This is a genomic window from Burkholderia sp. Bp9140, from assembly GCF_003853425.1.
Lineage (GTDB): Bacteria > Pseudomonadota > Gammaproteobacteria > Burkholderiales > Burkholderiaceae > Burkholderia.
Map to the genome: position 1 here is coordinate 14,986 of NZ_QTPQ01000047.1, position 15,997 is coordinate 30,982.

Sequence of the window (15,997 nt, forward strand, 5' to 3'; positions counted from 1 at the left end):
GCGATGAATCAATCTGCCGATTTGCATAATGAAGCGTTGCTGAGCGCCTATAACGCCGCGTTCAGCGATCTGGGCTTACGTTTTCGCTGGACCCAGGACACGCTCGATTTCTTCGACGACGTCAGCAATGAACCTGCACGCATTACGGCCTACATCGAGCGCTTTCATTCGCATCTGCTCAACGCCTACGACGCCGCTTTTCTCGTGCAACTGATTTTCGACCGGAAAAACCAGCTCTATCGCGAGCCCATGGCTCGATGACGCACAATTGCAGTTCATTCGTGATTCTCTTCGACCTCCGCGCTCGCGAACCTGATGGTTCGCGACGCAGTTGCCGCTACGTGTTTCGTCAGTGTCGCTTTGCCTGATGGCGTTGGCGGCTACGCACGCGCATCGTTGCATGTGTCATTTGCGCGTTCCGCGCAGATGATGCGCAGCGCGGCTGCGCACGGCGCGGATTGATCGACCACGTCCAGTGCTGCGTGAAATCGTCTGCAGGCTGCAGATGCGAAGGATCGCCGTCCCACGCGAGGCGCAACGTCGCGCCGCGTCGTGGTGACATGCCGCAATGCGCGGGCGCGCGCGCGTGATGCTCATGCATGGTCAGCATCACATGCGCGCCCAACGCGGCGGCCAGCAGGCTCACCGCGAACAGCGCTACGATTCCAGGCGTTTGCGCAGGCTCGTTGACGAAAGCATAACCAATCCAGACACACAATCCGAGCGCGACCATATCGATGACCTTGTCGCCGGGTGCACCTTGCCACGTGTTTCGCCTGCCATGCGTCAGCCGGTTGACGAGCACTGTTGCCGTTATCGCAATCACCAACGCGCCCGCGAAAACAAACACACAAAGTTCCAGGCGCTCAAGCCCCGACCACGTGATGAAGCTAGCCCAGTCCGGCATGCAACCTCCTCCTCGCTTCGTGCATTCGCTGTTGTTTCGTTCCGTTACTCGCTCGGATCGCGCCACACGCTCTGAGCGCGTCGGTCGGTGCCGGCGAATAGCCGGGTTCTGCCATCACTTCATCCGTGTGCTCGTCGGGCACGGGCGAACACGCGTCACCTACGTGGGACTGTCCGTCCGCTTGATCGGGTTGCCCGCTGTCAGGTACCTGTCGCGCATCGGCACCGACACTCAATACAGTATGTGATATAACAGATCGTCGCAAGCGCTTTCAGCCACACTTGGGGGAGTCCCGGAGAACACTTCAGCCCCTCTCCCATCTGGCCTTGCGAATACAACTTCGGCGCCCAGGCCGCCAAAGCGGTAGATCTGGCGCAGCATCCGAAGGACGCGCGCGCACAAAGAAGCCCGGTGGCCGGCTTCATCGCCGGACAAGCGCGCCGGACGACGCGGCCCGTCAGGCGATAAAAAAGCCGGCGGACCTTCAGGTCCGCCGGCCTTCGGCTTCAACGGGGGTTGACGGAGCGCAGAGCGCTCAGTCGAGAAAATCGCAATTTGACTCGACAAACGCGGCAAGCCCGAGCGAGTGATCGCGCACCAGACGCTCCGCCAGTTCGGTATCGCGCTTTTCCAGCGCCTCGATGATTCGCAAATGGTCGACGATCGACCGCGACGCGCGGTCGCTCTGAGAAATCGTCATGCGGCGAATTGCGCGCACATGAATGAAGATGTTCTTGATCGTGTCAAGAATGATCTGCGACTTCGACAGTTCGACAATCGCCTGATGGAACGCGATGTTCGCATCCGAGTACTCGGTGATATGTTCGGCAGGCGTCGAGTCACGGAACTGGTCGAACATGTGGCGCAGTTTCGCGATCTCTTCGTCAGTTGCGTGCTGCGTGGCAAGACGTGCGGCCATGCTTTCGAGCGCGGCCCACATCTGGATCATTTCGACGATCTCACGCTTGCTCTTGCGCACGATGTAGATGCCGCGCCGCGGAACCATGCGCAGAAAACCGTCCTGCTCGAGCAGCGTCATTGCCTCGCGAACGGGCGTGCGGCTCACACCGAGCGATTCGCTCAGCACGCGCTCGTCGAGACGAATCTCTTCGCGCGACGCGTAAATGTCGGCATCCGCGATGGCCTGGCGCAACATCGCGTAGGCCTGGTCGCGGAGGCTGGCGCTATTGCCGATTGGATGCAGCGCCAGAGGCAGGTTCAGAACAGGAGTATTCACTACCAGGTTCGCTTAGTTCGACGAGCCGATCGCGCCCATCACTGCTCCAACGCGCGAGTCGTTCGGCATGGCCTCACGCCCGGTTGCGGCTTCGAGACCGACATAACGGCCGTGCTTCGACGCAAGTTCGGCGACATGCAGCGGCACCCAAGAGGTCAACAGCACGGTTGCGGCCGAACCCAGGCCCACGAGGGCGACGGCAAAGATTGCAAGCGACACGAGATCCATGAGTTGCTCCAGCCAATTGATGATTGAATCACTCAATCATATGCTGCGTCGCGACATGAATCAAGCATCTTGTATTTAGTATATCAGATACTGTTGCTCAAGCACCACAACAGATCCAAAGCACGGATGGTCGGTGCGGAACCGCCATTACGGGTCCGATCGATATTACGCTTTTTCCCGCCCGCAAGCGCAATCTCCTGCACCACCATCCGCAGTGAATCAATTTCGATCATACGTCCGGCCTCGAGGTCATGCAGCATCGCCGTCTTGTGCGCGCCCACCGCGCTCGCGCCGTTGACACGCCTTTCCACGGCACGCGGAAGTGCACGGCGAAGCGATCGGCCACGGCCTTCGCCTCCAGTCGGGCGTTCAGCCTCGGCTGTTCGTTCGCTTGCTCGTTTCAGATCGCACCGCAGGCTCTGAGCGCGTCGATCTGTGCCGGCGAATAGCCGAGTTCGACCATCACCTCGTCCGTATGCTCGCCGAGCAATGGCGAGCGCGTTACCTCCGTCGGGCTGTCGGACAGCTTGATCGGGTTTCCGACCGTCAAGTACTTGCCCCGCACCGGATGATCGACCTCGACGATCGTGCCCGTCCTGCGCAGCGATTCGTCTTCAGCGATCTCCTTCATCGACAGGATCGGCCCGCACGGAATGTTGTGCTGGTTAAGGATCGCCATCGCATCCAACTTCGTCTTCGTCTTCGTCCAGCGCTCGATCTCCTCGAAGATCTCCTTCAACCGCGGCAGCCGCGCGCCGGGCGTGGCGTACTCCGGGTCCGTCGCCCACTCTTCCCTGCCGATCACGTTGCAGATCCTCACCCACACCGGCGCCTGCGTAATGAAGTAGATGTACGCGTTCGGATCGTGCTCCCAGCCCTTGCATTTCAGGATCCATCCCGGCTGTCCGCCGCCTGACGCATTGCCCGCCCGCGGCACCGCCTCGCCGAATGCGCCGTTCGGATACTGCGGATACTCCTTCATCACGCCCGTGCGCTCCAGACGCTGCTGGTCGCGCAACTTCACGCGGCACAGGTTCAGCACGCCATCCTGCATCGCCGCGAGCACCTTCTGCCCACGGCCCGTTATCGTGCGCTGATACAACGCCGTCACGATGCCCAGCGCCAGATGCAGGCCCGTGCCGCTGTCGCCGATCTGAGCACCTGTCACCACCGGCGGGCCGTCGTCGAAACCCGTCGTCGACGCCGCGCCGCCCACGCACTGCGCGACGTTCTCATAGACCTTGCAGTCCTCGTACGGCCCCGGACCGAAGCCCTTCACCGACGCGACGATCATCTGCGGATTCAGTTCCTGGATGTGCTCCCACGTGAAGCCCATCCGGTCCAGCGCGCCCGGCGCGAAGTTCTCCACCAGCACGTCGCACTTCCGGATCAGCGCCTCCAGCACCAGCTTGCCTTCCGGGTGCTTCGCGTCGATCGTCACCGAACGCTTGTTGTGGTTGAGCATCGTGAAGTACAAGCTGTCGGCATCGGGAACGTCGCGCAGCTGTTCACGCGTGACGTCGCCCGCGCCTGCGCGTTCGACCTTGATCACGTCCGCCCCGAACCACGCGAGCAGCTGCGTGCAGGTCGGCCCCGACTGCACGTGCGTGAAATCGAGAATGCGCACACCGTCGAGTGCTTTGCTCATGCTACATCTCCCATCGTTGATTGCTGTTCGCCGCTGACGCTTTTCGTGCCAGTCCGGACTCACCTTGCCCAGGCATCGACACACATGATATGTGATATATCGTATTTACAGCATGGCGTTTGGGCAAGCTTTTTCCGGCGATTTCCGATGAGGGCAAACCCGTATTGGCCGCACCGATACTCAACCCGCGCTGAAGACGCGCCCCACCCGCGACGCGCTGCGCCCGAAAGATAATTGCGCTTGCGATGACCGGCGCCCTCGCGAAGAGCGTCAAGTGACCGACTCGGCCGCGAGTGTTGTCGTCAACGTGCGTCCTGTCCGATCAATGGAGCGACGACGCGCGCAGCCACGATAGCCGCGGTTGCGCTTGCGAATACGGTGAGATCGACGTCCTGTTGATAGGGCAAGAAGGGGCGCATGCGCGCCGTCATCGAGTTTGCGGACGATGGTACAGGCGGCCCAATCGCCGCTGTGAATGAACTGCATGGCCGATAATTCGAGTTGATACGGCACACGCGTTTCTACACGCGTCGATGTTCTCCGCGCTGCTCGTCGCAACGACGTTCGACGTGATATTGACTGCGCGAGTACAAAGGCGGCACGCATGCCGCCCAGGTTCGAGCGCCCGGAACGACACGTCAGGCGCTGACGCGCGCCTCCAGTTCCGCGATGCGCTTGCGCAGATTTCGATCTTCCTGGAAGCGCGCGGTTTCGTCGCGAATCACCGCGACGATGCCCGTCAATTCGCGCTCGTCCGAATACAAGAGTGCGACCGTAAAAGCGATCGACAGTGCGCGGCCGTCCTTGTGAACAGCGGGCACTCGAAGGACGTCGTTGCCATAGCGCGTCTGCCCGGTCGCCATCGTCTTTTCGTAGCCTTCCCAATGACGCCCGCGCAGACGTTCGGGAATGATCAGATCCAGCGAATTGCCGAGCGCTTCTCCTGGCGTGAAGCCGAACATGCGTTCTGCTGCGGGATTCCACATCGTAATCGCGCCGCTCCTGTCCGAGATCACGACGGCATCGCCGATCGCGTTCACCAGTTGTTGGTAGTCAATGATAGCTGCTTGCATAGTCGGGCTCGTGCGTCATATGGATACCGCTCAGTGAAAAACAGCGCCCGCCTGGACGCCATTCGAGTGACTCCTTCGTTCGCACGGCACGGCGTCAGGTCCGGGAACTTGATCGAGTTCCCCCACCCCATCTGCCATGATGTCGCCTCCTTGGCGCAAGAATGCCGCGCGACGTAATATACAATATTCCATACACAGTATTAGTCAATGGCTTTTTGCAGATGCCTGCTCATGCTGCTGCATCGCACAAGGTCGCCAGTGCTTTGTGTGTGAGGCGTGTCGGCGATCGGATCGCGTACTGCACATGCGCCGGCCCGGGATAGTCCCGGGGTTGCCGTGCGGGTATGACGGCAGCCTTAGTCCAGAAAATCGCAATGCGCTTCGACGTACTGCGCGAGATCGAGCGAGTGCTGACGCACGAGCGTTTCGACGCGCTCGGTATCGCGCGCCTCGAGCGCTTCGATGATGCGCATGTGATCTTCGATCGAACGCGACGCGCGGTCGCTTTGCGCGATCGTCATGCGGCGTATCGCGCGCACGTGCATGATGATGTTATTGATCGTGTCGAGGATGATCTGCGAGCCGGACAATTCGACGAGCGCCTGATGGAACGCGATGTTCACCTCCGAGTACTCCTCGATGTGATCGGTCGGTGCAGCCCGGCTGAATTGATCGAACATGGCCCGCAGGCGCGCAATGTTCTCGTTCGACGCGCGCAGCGTCGCGAGGCGTGCCGCCACGCTTTCAAGCGCAGCCCACATGCAGATCATCTCGACGATCTCTTTCTTCGTCTTGCGCAGGATATAGACGCCGCGGCGCGGCACCGTGCGCAGAAAGCCTTCCTGCTCGAGCAGCGTCATCGCTTCACGTACTGGCGTGCGGCTCACGCCGAGCGCCTCGGTCAGTTCCTTTTCATCGAGACGTACCTCTTCATGTGAGTGATAGATGTCGGTATCCGCGATCACCTGCTTGAGTCGCACATACGCCTGGTCGCGCAGCGATGCCGTCGCGCTGATCGGCGTGAGGTTCAGGCTCAACGGGACCGCGCGGACATTCTCTGGCGTGTCGGTGGACATGGTCGACGTATCTCCTCGTTGTCGATTACGGTGATGGTCCGCTCGATCGTGGGCCGTACAGGCGCGGTCGTTCGGCCTCGCTTTTTCCCAGATCACATATTCACAATACTGTATATCACATGTTCTCCTGAAACCAGCTCCCCTGCACTCTGCTTTGCTGCACCCAATCCATAAGCATTAAAGAATGGTTTTTACAGAAAACTTTAACTATCGTGAATCCATAGCCCGACCTATGCTGTCGTCACGTAATCGATGAAATGGAGGGGATCATGCGCAATGCACACGACGATGGACAACGGACCGACTACGACCGCGCAGTCAATGCGCAGCTGTGCGCGTTCAACAGCGCATTCGCCGACTTGGGGCTGCGCTTTCGCTGGGATGCGCAAACGCTGATGTCGCTCGCGGCGATCGATGGCGACCACGCTCGCGTTGTTGCCTACATCGAGGCGCAACAACCGCATCTGCTCAATGCGTATAGCGCGGAGTTCCTGAGCGCAGCAATCCTCGCGAAGAAGAGCGCGCACACGCCGGACGTGCTGCCGACGCGCATCGAGGCATCGTGCGACGGCTACCACTCGCAACGGGCAGCGGGTTTCACGCGCTCGCAGTATTTCGGCGACGATGCGGGATTGCCTGCACTGGCGGGCGCCTGAACGTCGGCACTGACACGACGAAGCGTGGCGTAAGGCAGCCGGAATTGACGCGGCCAGCGAACGGTTGACACCCGGCGCCGGATTTGAAGTTCGGAAAGAGAGGATTCCTACGCCATATCCGGCCCACCGCTGTCAGGGCGCAGGCGGGGCGGCCCCATGCTGCACGCACAAGCAGTCACCGATACCATGCAATGAGGCTGAGCTCGGCCGGCACGAACACGCCGTCGCGCGCGACGCGCACACGCGGCGTGTAATGCTCTGCAGGCCGCCTGGCAGCGAGCGTCCCATGGTAAAGGTATCGCTGGATCGCTCCGGCGATCGGTACTCCTTCGCTCATCAACGCACACTCTGCAGGTTGCCCCTGCTCCGTGTCCGCGTAAAACTCGACAAGCCCCCACTCGGCCGGCACTTCGCCGAGATAAACCGGCACGCAGATATGCCACGCGTCGCGTTCGCAACGCACCGACATCGAGCCGAAATGTACCTCGTGCCAGCGCGCGCCGAGTGTCGCCTCCCACTCGGCGAGCACGCGCGCGAGCTTGCCGCCGTCGCGCAAGCGATCGCGATACGCGACGGCCGCCGGCCAGTAGAAGCCATCCAGATATTCGCGCAGCATCCGGTTGCTGCCGAAGCGCGGCGCAAGTTCCGACATGCTCGCGCGCACGCGTTGCGCCCAGTCTCGCGGTATGCCCTCGTCACGTGCGGTAGAACGCCGGCACGATGTCGTCCTCGAGCAATTCGTAGAGGTGCTCAGCATCGTCCGCGTCGTTGTTGTTGCCGTTGTCGTCGCCGATCGCCCAGCCGTAGCGCGGCTGATAGGCTTCCGCCCACCAGCCGTCGAGCGAGGAGAGGTTGAGCCCGCCGTTTGCGAGCACCTTCATCCCGCTCGTACCGCATGCCTCCCACGCGCGCCGCGGCGTGTTGATCCACACATCGACGCCTTGCACAAGCTGCTGCGCGAGCGCCATATCGTAGTCCTCAATGTATACCACGCCCGTGCGCAGCGTCGAAACAGTGTGTCATCGAACCACTCGTGGATCAGTTCCTTGCCCTCCACGTCGTCAGGGTGCGCCTTGCCCGTAACGATGAGCTGCACGGTCAGCTTTTCGTTCGTCAGCAGGCGTGCAAGGCGTGCCGAATCGCGCAACAGCAGGTTCGGACGCTTGTAGCCCGTGAAGCGGCGCGCAAAGCCGAGCGTCGGGATGTTCGGATCGAGCACGCGCGACGCATAGGCGAGCTTGTCGGACGGCTCGCCTCGCTGTCCGAGCTGCCACGCGAGCCGCGCGCGCGCATAACGGACGAGGTCGCGGCGCTGCTGGGCCGACAGCGCCCAGAGCGTCTCGTCGTCGCACGCGGCGACGGCCGCCGTGTGGCCATCGACCGCGCCGAGCCAGCGGCCCTTCCCGCAAGCGCGGGTCCACAGATCGTCCGACCACGCGGAATCCCAGGTCGGCACGTGGACACCGTTCGTCACGTGACGCACCAGCACCTCATCGATCGGCCAACGCGGATACCCATACTTCGTGAGGAAATTGTGCGGGACGTCAATGGTAGCCGCAAGCACGCCGCCACCCATAAATCTCTTTTAAATCAAGGATCTAAATGGCGTATTCGGAAGCTATCGGAATACCCGGGAAGCCTTGAATGGCGGAAGGCGAAGAAGACGCTGGAGCGGACGGGAGATCGAGGCGCATGAGGTCGGCGAACTTGGATCGACAAGACGGCGCACACCATGCACGCCGCCGTCAGGACCGCATCGTAGGCGTCGACCTCTCATGAAATAAACGTATTTTTCTGATCAACTCATGCATTTTACGAATACACAACGAGAGGCGACCCTCGCCGGTGCTGCCGCCTCCCGACCCGCCCCTCTCACTCCGGATACGTGACACGCTCCGGTTCGCGCCGCATGATCACCTTCCCGTGGCGCACCGACAGCGTGGCCTTCACCTGCCGGCGCACCGCTTCGTAGTCGCTGTCGGCGTCGAGCACAACCAGGTTCGCCGGCCGTCCGACCGAGATCCCATAGCCGTCGCCGAGATGCATCGTCGTCGCGCTGTGATCGGTCACGAAGTCGAGGCAGCGCTGCAGGTCCTGGTAGCCCATCATGTGGCAGATGTGCAGGCCGGCGTCGAGCACGCGCAGGATATTGCCGTTGCCGAGCGGATACCACGGATCCCTGATCGAATCCTGCCCGAAGCACACGTTCAGGCCCGCGCGATCGAGCTCCGCGACCCGCGTGAGCCCGCGCCGCTTCGGAAACGTGTCGAAACGCCCTTGCAGGTGGATGCTCTCGGTCGGGCACGAGACGAAGTTCAGGCCCGCGCGCTTCAGCAACCGGAACAGCTTCGAGCAGTACGCGTTGTCGTACGAGCCCATCGCGGTCGTGTGGCTCGCCGTCACGCGCGCGCCCATTCCGCGCACGCGCGCTTCTTCCGCGAGCACCTCCAGAAAGCGCGAATGCGGATCGTCGGTCTCGTCGCAGTGCACGTCGACGAGGCAGCCGGTGCGCTCGGCCAGCTCCATCAGGAAGCGGATCGAGCTGACGCCCTGCTCGCGCGTGTTCTCGAAATGCGGGATCCCGCCGACGACGTCCGCACCGAGGTCGATCGCCTGCTCCATCAGCGCACGGCCGCCGTCGAACGACTCGATGCCTTCCTGCGGAAACGCGACGATCTGCAGGTCGATCAGTCCGCGCGCCTCGTCCTTCACTTCGCGCATCGCCTTCAGCGCGGCGAGCGTCGGATCGGTGACGTCGACATGGGTGCGCACGTGCTGGATGCCGTGATCGCGCAGCATGCCGATTGCCGCATGCGCACGTGTCTTCGTGTCCTCGTGCGTGATCGTCGCCTTGCGCTCGGACCAGCGCTCGATCCCCTCGAACAGCGTGCCGCTCATGTTCCAGGCCGGCTCGCCGGCCGTGAGCACGGCATCGAGATGGATATGCGGCTCGACGAGCGGCGGGATCGCGAGGCGGCCGCCCGCGTCGAGATCGTCGGCGCCGGCCGGCGCCAACGGCGCGGGTTGCGCGTCGATTCGCGCGATCCTGTCGCCATCGATGCCGATCGTGAACAGCCCGTCGCGGCCGCGCAGGCGTGCATTGAAGAGGTTCATGTAGGTCCAGGGCGTCATGCGGCGCCGGTGCGCCGCGTGGTGGGGAAAAGCGGTTCGGGCGATGTATGCGGCGCTCAGTTGAAATCTTCGATCTTCAGGCCGGTCGCCGCGCTCATCTCGTCGTTCGTCACGTCGCGCACGTGCTTGCCGAAGGTCCACACATGCCGGCCCGGATCACGCGCGCGATACATGCGATCGCCGTAGAACTGGTCGGCCGGCGCCTGCAGGATCTCGGCGCCGGCGGCACGCGCGCGCTCGCAGTGCGCGTCGAGGTCCGCGTCGTCGGGAAGATGCACGTGGACGTTCTGCGTGTTGCGATCGCCCGTGTCTTCCGGCGATGCGATGAAGTCGGCCCACGCGCCGCCGATCATGACGAGGCCGTCGCCGAATTTCATCTCAGCATGCGCGATGTCGCCTTCCGGCGTGGTGACGACGATCGAGCGCTCGAAGCCGAATGCGCGTTCGAGCCACGCCAGCGCGGCTTTCGGGTCGCGATAGCACAGCGCGACACTGAACGAAGGACGGCGAGGCGCAGTCATCGGGGTCTCCGGATCTCGGTATGGGTCTGCTCATTCTCCACGCGCGCGGCGCCGCAATCAACTCCCGCGCCGGCGCCGTGCGTGTTGTCAATGCGCGACACGGCGTGCGCGACGCCCCCGCATCTCGTGGCGCGCCGTCGGCGAAAACGCGCGCCATTGGGCCTCGGCACCGATTTGTGAACGGCGTGTGACGCACTGTTGCACAACGCGCAATGGAGCGCTCGCGCGCCGACGGCCGGAATCGCGCGAACCCGCCCCTACACTTGCGCCGAACTTTGGTCACCCGTCCCACACGCAGGAGCTGCTACATGAAAAAAACCCTGGTTGCCGCCGCATGCACGGCCGCGCTGTTCGCCCCGCTCGCCCACGCACAGAGCTCGGTCACGCTGTACGGCCTGATCGACGCCGGCATCGCCTACACCAACAACGCGGGCGGCGCATCGCTGTGGCGCATGACCACCGGCACCATCAACGGCAGCCGCTTCGGCCTGCGCGGCACCGAGGATCTCGGCGGCGGCCTGAAGGCGCTGTTCGTGCTCGAGAACGGCTTCAACGCGAACAACGGCGCGCTCGGCCAGGACGGCAAGCTGTTCGGCCGTCACGCCTACGTCGGCCTGACCCACAGCGGCTACGGCACGCTGACGCTCGGCCGCCAGTACGACACGATGGTCGACTTCGTCGCGCCGCTGTCCGCGACGGCCGGCGACTTCGGCGATGCGGGCTTCGCGCATCCGTTCGACAACGACAACCTGAACCACTCGGTGCGCATCAACAACGCGGTGAAGTACACGAGCGATACGCTCGCGGGCTTCAAGGTCGGCGCGCTGTACGGCTTCTCGAACTCGACGAACTTCGCCGGCAACCGCGCGTACAGCGTGGCGGCGAGCTACACGAACGGCCCGCTGAAGCTGGCCGGCGCGTACCTGCAGATGAACGGCACGAAGGGCTCGACGAGCGCGAGCCCGGGCGCGACCGACGTGGCCGAAGCGAAGAGCGTGAGCCAGGGCGGCTGGTCGGTAGGCGCGGACCGCATGCGCACGTACGGTGGCGGTGTCAGCTACGTGTTCGGCCCGGCGACGGTCGGCTTCGTCTATACGCGCTCGCAATACGACAATTCGGGCTCGTTCGGCTCCACCGGCCAGGTCGCGTTCAACAACTACGACGTGAACGTGCGCTATGCGGTGACGCCGGCCGTCAGCCTCGGCGCGGCCTACGTGTACACAGACGCCAGCGTGTCGAACCCGGACAGCAAGCACGGCACCGATCCGAAGTGGCACCAGGTCGACCTGCAGGCGGTGTACAAGCTGTCGCGCCGCACCGACCTGTACGCGGAAGCGATGTACCAGCACGCGTCGGGCCGCGGCTACCAGGCGTTCATCAACACGTCGGGCGGCGCATCGAGCACCGCGAACCAGATCGTCGGCACGATCGGCATGCGTACGCGGTTCTGAGTTCTGCTCCGCAGGACGGCGCGTCGCCCGTCAGCCGTGAACCTGTCCTGACAGACGGGTTCATGCGCCGCGGGCGGCGCGCCCCAATGTTGTGCCATCTGGAAAGCTGCCTGCCGGGAATCGGGGTTTTTGTGACGATGCGCGCTGCATAGACTGGCGTCGACGGTTCGGATCGAACCTCGATCGCCGAACCGGCCCGCTACCCCGTCCACAGGAGAACATCGTGAAATCGCTCGTCGTAACCGCCGCCGCTGCCGTCCTGCTTGCCGCACCGGCCCTGTCGTTCGCGCAATCCGCAAAGTCGCCCGTCACGCGTGCGCAGGTGCTGCAGGAGCTCTATGACCTCGAATCGGTGGGCTACAACCCGTCGCTCGGCGACGCCGGCAACTATCCGGACGACATCATGGCCGCGCAGGAACGCCTGGCAGCAAAACGGCTCGCCGAGCACAAGGCTGCGCAAGCCGCATATGGCCCGGCCGGTGCGGGCGCAACCGAATCGGGCGTGGCAGCGAAGCCCGCGCTCTGAATGCATGCAGCAACGCCGCGCCCGCATGACATGTGTCCAGCGGGCGCGGCGGATATCGCGCGAACCGGCCCGTAACGATGCGGCCGGACAGCGCGCCGTCCGGCACGCCGCCATCCTCCATCCTGTTTCCGTGTTCGCCCTCAGGCAGCCTGCGGTTCGCGGTCGATCGCGTTCAGCATCTCGACGTCGCGCGCGATCATCCCCGGCACCTGCGCACGCAGCATCTCGACCCAGGTGCGCACCTTCGCGTCGACGAAGCGGCGCGACGGATACAGCGCATACACATTCATCTTCTGCAGGATATGCCCGGGCAGCACGCGCACGAGCGTGCCGTCCTGCAGCGCGTCGATCGCCGAATACAGCGGCAGCATGCCGATCCCGATGCCGTCGCGGATCGCCAGCGCGAGCGACTCGGCCGTATTGGTCTGCACCGGCCCGGCGACATGGATCTGCTCGACGCCCTCGGCGCCCTCGAGCACCCATTCGTGGGTCGGAAATGCAGGCGTGCAGAGCGTCAGGCACGCGTGCGCGCCGAGATCCTGCGGGCGGGCCGGCGCGCCGTGGCGCTTCACGTACTCGGGCGACGCGCACAGGATGCTGAAGGTCGAGCCCAGCAGATGCGACACGAGCTCCGAATCGGGCAGCGACGACGCGGTCACGACCGCCATGTCGCTCGTGCCGTCGAACAGGTCGGGCATGCGCTGCGACAGCGACAGCTCGATCGACACGTCCGGATACTGGGTGTGATAGCGCGTCAGCGCGGGCATCACGTAGTGATGGCCGACGCTCGCGAAGCTGTGCATGCGCAGCACGCCGGCCGGCCGCTCGTGCGCGCAGCTCGCCTCTTCTTCGGCGCGATCGACGTCGGCGAGGATCTGGCGGCAGCGCCGCAGATAGCTTTCTCCGGCCGACGTCAGCGCGAGACGGCGCGTCGAGCGATTCATCAGACGGGTGCGCAGGCGCGCCTCGAGCTCCGACACGGCGCGCGACATCGCGCCCGTCGTCGAATTCAGCGATTGCGCGGCCGCGGTGAAACTGCCCGTCTCGACGACGCGCGTAAACACCCGCATGTTTTGTAGCGTATCCATTCCTGTGAACCACCTGTAGCAGAGCCGCCATTTTCCTCCAGCGGGGGCGACAGATTGTTACGCGGCCTGCAACTATCGTTTCCCCGCAGCTGCGTTAATGCCCGCGCGCCGCGCTCCTACAATCGGCGCCTCACCAGTCGAACGGCCCCGTCCGGACGCGCCGCGGCACCCTGCCCGGCCCCGCACCGGCCCCCTCTTTTCATGAAGCCACAACCTGCGATCGAGCGACCTTCCGTCGAACCCGCACGATGGAGAGCCTGGCTCGATCCGCTCGGCGGCGCCGCGCGCGACTGGGCCGCGAGCGACGGGCTGATCTGGCTGCACCTCGCCAAGACCGTGCTCGCGGCGCTGCTCGCGATGGGCATCGCGATGCGGCTCGAGATGTCGCAGCCGCGCACCGCGATGACGACCGTGTTCGTGCTGATGCAGCCGCTGTCGGGGATGGTGTTCGCGAAGAGTTTCTATCGCGTGCTCGGCACGGCGGCCGGCCTCGTCGCCGCGCTCGCGCTCGGCGGGCTGTTCGCGCAGCAGCCGGAGCTGTACATGGCCGGTATCACGCTGTGGGTCGGCGGCTGCATCGCGCTCGCCGTGCGCAACCGTCACTTCCGCTGGTACGGGTTCGTGCTCGCCGGCTATACGGCCGCGCTGATCGGGCTGCCCGCGGTGATGACGCCGCAGGCGCTGTTCCAGTCCGCGCTCACGCGCGCCGCCGAGGTCGCGCTGGGCATCGCGTGCTCCGGCGCGGTCAGCGCGCTGATCCTGCCGCTCAGCTCCGCGAAGGCGCTGATGCGCTCGCTGAGCGTGCGTCATGTGAAGTTCGCGGCATTCGCGGCAGGCGCGCTGTCGGGCAGCCTCGCGCGCGGCGAATTCGAACGGCGCTTCGCCGATTTCGTCGACGAGATCGTCGGCTTCGAAGCCAACCGCGCGTTCGCCTCGTTCGAGGATCCGCACATTCGCGCGCGCAGCCGCCGGCTCGCGCGGCTGAACAGCGAGTTCATGAATGCGTGCACGCGATTGCATGCGCTGCATCAGCTCGTCAAGCGCCTGCGCACGAGCCGCTCGGACGCCGTGCTCGACGCGCTCGCGCCGCACATCGATGCGCTCGCGCGGCGGATCGCCGCATTGCGCGACGAGCGGCAGCGCGGCAGCGCGTCGACCACCGGCGCGCTGCTCGAACTGCGCCGCTTCCACACCGCGTTGCCGAAGGCCGCGCGCGCGTCGCGCCGCGAGATCGAGGATCACGCGGCGGGCGGCCTGCTGGACTTCGATACCGCGATCGAGCTGATGTATCGCTTCATCGGCGAATATCTCGGCTATGCCGACACCAACGCGTCGCTCGACCAGGACGATCACGCGTTCGAACGTTCCGTCACCCACTACGCGGTGAAGACCAATACGTTCTTCGTCGGCTTCGCATTCCTGCGCACGCTCGTCGCCGTCGGCGCGATGAGCGCGTTCTGGATCGCATCCGAATGGCCGAGCGGCTCGCTCGCCGTGATCGCCACCGCGATCGCGTGCGCGCTGAGCTCGACGTCGCCGCGCGCGCCGAAGTTCGTCGCGCAGATGGGCGTGGGCGCGGCGTTCGCGACGGCGGTCGGCTATGTGTTCCTCTGTTACGTGTATCCGAACATCGACGGTTTTCCGCTGCTGTGCGCGGCACTCGCGCCGGTGCTCGGCCTCGGCGCGTTTCTCGCGATGCGTCCGGGCCTGTCCGGCTACGGGATCGGTTTCGCGGTGTTCTTCTGCCTGCTGGCAGGCCCTGACAACGCAATCGCGTATACGCCCGAGGTGCTGATCAACAACGGTTTCGCCGTTGTCGTCGCGATGCTTGCGTGTTCGATCGTGTTTGCCGTGGTGTTTCCGACCCACATGCCGTGGCTCACGTCGCGCATCGCGCACGATCTGCGCCGCCAGGTCACGCTCGCGTGCGAAAGCGCGCGCGAGGGCCTCGCCGCGCGCTTCCAGTCGAGCACGCACGACCTGATGGCGCAGCTGCGCACGCTGCTCGTCAAGCGCACGCGCCAGCATCGCGACGCGCTGCGCTGGATGCTGGCGACGCTCGAAGTCGGCCATGCGGTGATCGACCTGCGCGACGAGCTGCACGGGTTCTGCGAATCCAAACCGCCGCAGACGCTGCGCTGGACCGAGTCGGTCGATGCAGTGCTGCGCGAGCTGCCGCGCTTCTTCGACGATCCGACACCCGTCCACCACGCGCGCACGCTGAAATCCGTGAACCTGGCGATCCGCGCCGCGCAGCACACGCTGCACGCGTGGTACGCGGTGCCCGACGCGCGCCACCGCATGCAGCGCATCGTCGGCTGCCTTCACTTCATCCGCAGCGCGCTGCTGGACAAGGACGCACCGTTCAACCACCGCCGTCACTGACCGTCGACGGCAAGCGGCGGCACTCGATGCGTGCGCAACGTTCAACCTTGTTCCGATTGGAAATAACCT

General features: G+C 64.3%; 17 protein-coding genes and 1 pseudogene. 5 read left to right on the forward strand and 13 right to left on the reverse strand.

Features of this window, described 5'->3' with window-relative positions:
• The first annotated feature begins 3 nt into the window (after positions 1-3).
• Positions 4-261 (forward strand): hypothetical protein, encoded by a 258-nt coding sequence (locus DIE21_RS31050; RefSeq protein WP_124501260.1) that lies wholly within the window; start codon positions 4-6, stop codon positions 259-261.
• A gap of 88 nt (positions 262-349) precedes the next feature.
• On the opposite strand, the gene DIE21_RS31055 is transcribed toward DIE21_RS31050, so the two are convergent.
• The 7 genes and pseudogenes from DIE21_RS31055 to DIE21_RS31095 form a co-directional block, all read right to left on the reverse strand.
• The gene (locus DIE21_RS31055) at positions 350-907 is read right to left on the reverse strand and encodes an NADP transhydrogenase subunit beta (protein ID WP_124501261.1); all 558 of its coding nucleotides are present in this window, start codon (positions 905-907) and stop codon (positions 350-352) included.
• 535 nt (positions 908-1,442) lie between these two features.
• Complete coding sequence (locus DIE21_RS31065; RefSeq protein WP_124501300.1) at positions 1,443-2,123, reverse strand: GntR family transcriptional regulator; 681 nt, start codon at positions 2,121-2,123, stop codon at positions 1,443-1,445.
• Positions 2,124-2,156: 33 nt separating this feature from the next.
• The gene (locus tag DIE21_RS31070) at positions 2,157-2,372 is read right to left on the reverse strand and encodes a hypothetical protein (RefSeq protein WP_124501262.1); all 216 of its coding nucleotides are present in this window, start codon (positions 2,370-2,372) and stop codon (positions 2,157-2,159) included.
• An 83-nt stretch (positions 2,373-2,455) separates the two neighbouring features.
• Positions 2,456-2,733 (reverse strand): annotated as a pseudogene (locus DIE21_RS38335) (hypothetical protein); the annotation flags it as partial.
• 39 nt (positions 2,734-2,772) lie between these two features.
• Entirely contained in the window at positions 2,773-4,020 is a 1,248-nt protein-coding gene (gene frc / locus DIE21_RS31080) for a formyl-CoA transferase (RefSeq protein ID WP_124501263.1), read from the reverse strand.
• A 638-nt stretch (positions 4,021-4,658) separates the two neighbouring features.
• Positions 4,659-5,093 (reverse strand): PAS domain-containing protein, encoded by a 435-nt coding sequence (locus DIE21_RS31090; RefSeq protein WP_124501264.1) that lies wholly within the window; start codon positions 5,091-5,093, stop codon positions 4,659-4,661.
• Positions 5,094-5,449: 356 nt separating this feature from the next.
• Complete coding sequence (locus tag DIE21_RS31095) at positions 5,450-6,169, reverse strand: GntR family transcriptional regulator (RefSeq protein ID WP_124501265.1); 720 nt, start codon at positions 6,167-6,169, stop codon at positions 5,450-5,452.
• A gap of 269 nt (positions 6,170-6,438) precedes the next feature.
• Between DIE21_RS31095 and DIE21_RS31100 the strand changes: the two genes are divergently transcribed.
• Positions 6,439-6,825, forward strand: coding sequence for a hypothetical protein (locus tag DIE21_RS31100; RefSeq protein ID WP_124501266.1), 387 nt, complete (start codon positions 6,439-6,441; stop codon positions 6,823-6,825).
• A gap of 175 nt (positions 6,826-7,000) precedes the next feature.
• On the opposite strand, the gene DIE21_RS38015 is transcribed toward DIE21_RS31100, so the two are convergent.
• The 5 genes from DIE21_RS38015 to DIE21_RS31115 form a co-directional block, all read right to left on the reverse strand.
• Complete coding sequence (locus tag DIE21_RS38015) at positions 7,001-7,477, reverse strand: hypothetical protein (protein ID WP_260426707.1); 477 nt, start codon at positions 7,475-7,477, stop codon at positions 7,001-7,003.
• Between the two features lie 43 nt (positions 7,478-7,520).
• A complete protein-coding gene (locus DIE21_RS38020; protein WP_260426706.1) occupies positions 7,521-7,793 on the reverse strand; it encodes a hypothetical protein in 273 nt (90 codons plus the stop codon).
• Positions 7,703-8,299: a hypothetical protein gene (locus tag DIE21_RS38025; protein ID WP_260426705.1), complete on the reverse strand. Its 597-nt coding sequence runs from the start codon at positions 8,297-8,299 to the stop codon at positions 7,703-7,705. Before DIE21_RS38025 ends, DIE21_RS38020 begins: the two co-directional genes overlap by 91 nt.
• 398 nt (positions 8,300-8,697) lie before the next feature.
• Positions 8,698-9,939: a cytosine deaminase gene (gene codA / locus DIE21_RS31110; protein WP_124501301.1), complete on the reverse strand. Its 1,242-nt coding sequence runs from the start codon at positions 9,937-9,939 to the stop codon at positions 8,698-8,700.
• A 74-nt stretch (positions 9,940-10,013) separates the two neighbouring features.
• Positions 10,014-10,478 (reverse strand): VOC family protein, encoded by a 465-nt coding sequence (locus tag DIE21_RS31115; RefSeq protein WP_124501267.1) that lies wholly within the window; start codon positions 10,476-10,478, stop codon positions 10,014-10,016.
• A gap of 308 nt (positions 10,479-10,786) precedes the next feature.
• Here DIE21_RS31115 and DIE21_RS31120 point away from each other — a divergent pair, with 308 nt between their 5' ends.
• Both DIE21_RS31120 and DIE21_RS31125 read left to right on the forward strand, forming a co-directional pair.
• Entirely contained in the window at positions 10,787-11,929 is a 1,143-nt protein-coding gene (locus DIE21_RS31120) for a porin (RefSeq protein ID WP_124501268.1), read from the forward strand.
• Positions 11,930-12,152: 223 nt separating this feature from the next.
• On the forward strand, positions 12,153-12,455 hold the full coding sequence (locus DIE21_RS31125; protein WP_124501269.1) for a DUF4148 domain-containing protein: 303 nt from the start codon (positions 12,153-12,155) through the stop codon (positions 12,453-12,455).
• A gap of 140 nt (positions 12,456-12,595) precedes the next feature.
• Here DIE21_RS31125 and DIE21_RS31130 read toward each other — a convergent pair whose 3' ends face one another.
• Positions 12,596-13,543: a LysR family transcriptional regulator gene (locus DIE21_RS31130; protein WP_124501270.1), complete on the reverse strand. Its 948-nt coding sequence runs from the start codon at positions 13,541-13,543 to the stop codon at positions 12,596-12,598.
• 201 nt (positions 13,544-13,744) lie between these two features.
• On the opposite strand from DIE21_RS31130, the gene DIE21_RS31135 reads away from it, so the two are divergent.
• On the forward strand, positions 13,745-15,928 hold the full coding sequence (locus tag DIE21_RS31135; RefSeq protein WP_124501271.1) for an FUSC family protein: 2,184 nt from the start codon (positions 13,745-13,747) through the stop codon (positions 15,926-15,928).
• The last annotated feature ends 69 nt before the right edge of the window (positions 15,929-15,997 follow it).